The following is a 903-nucleotide window of genomic DNA, read 5'->3' as shown; positions in this document are numbered from 1 at the left end:
TGCTTCAACGAACTTTCTGCGAGCGTGAGCCATACACGCTACCAGAGTCGCCTGGGTTTTGGCATACCCCTGATAACCATCTACTTGTAAATACCCCGAATAACCATCAAGGAAGTCGGCCGCACATTGTCCACTGCGACTGGCTTGATAATCATAAAGTACGATATTGGGCATAAGGGAGTAGCCTGCATCAGGTAAATTGTTGCTGGGTGAGTCAGTGCCGCAGCAATACAGCCACATATAGCAGGTGGTTTTATCTTCGCCGATAACCTTTAATGTCGTCTCGTCCGCCTGAATAACGGATTGTTGCAGCAGTATTTCTCGCATTCGTTCATACAGTATTTGTAATGCCAACTGAGATTTTATCATCCAGTCGGCCATGGTCTTGCGGCTCAGCTCAATGCCGTATTGTTTGAACATGGCCTCTTGGCGGTAAAGCGGCAGACCATACTGATATTTGCTGGTAATAATTTGACTGAGTAAGCTTGGGGTGGCGTAACCTTTGGGGATAATACTGGCCGGCACGGGCGCTTGTTTGATGGTGTTGCTAATGCCATCCTTTTCACACGCTCTGCATGCGTATTTAGGCCTTATCGTTTCAATGACGGTCACTTTGGCTGGAATAAATTCAAGCTTCTCGCTCTTGTCTTCGCCTATTTTATGTAGCTCGCCATGGCAGCAAGCACAGACTTTGTCTTCATCGGCAATATCAACCACCACCACTTCACGAGGTAAGTTCTTTGGCAGGGGCTTACGTTTAGGTTTGTTACGGGTGTATTCAATCGTTTCTTGCGCAGGCTCAACGTCAAGTTGTTCAACCTCGGCTTCTGCCTCATTAAACAACTCGCCCTGACCAGGGTGGCCTTCGCTACTGGCACCAAACTGTTTTTGTTGGGCCAGTCG

The 903-nt window shown here is 48.1% G+C and carries 1 protein-coding gene; it reads right to left on the bottom strand.

The features are described from left to right. Nucleotides 1–903: IS66 family transposase (gene tnpC, locus I6F41_RS17905; RefSeq protein WP_197108907.1), on the bottom strand; the 903-nt coding region annotated here is incomplete at both ends.

It is taken from the genome of Pseudoalteromonas sp. SCQQ13, from assembly GCF_015864415.1.
In the GTDB taxonomy this organism is placed as follows: Bacteria; Pseudomonadota; Gammaproteobacteria; order Enterobacterales; family Alteromonadaceae; genus Pseudoalteromonas; species Pseudoalteromonas nigrifaciens.
Note: the sequence above shows the minus strand (reverse complement) of the source record. Positions and strands in the feature narration are given on the sequence as shown.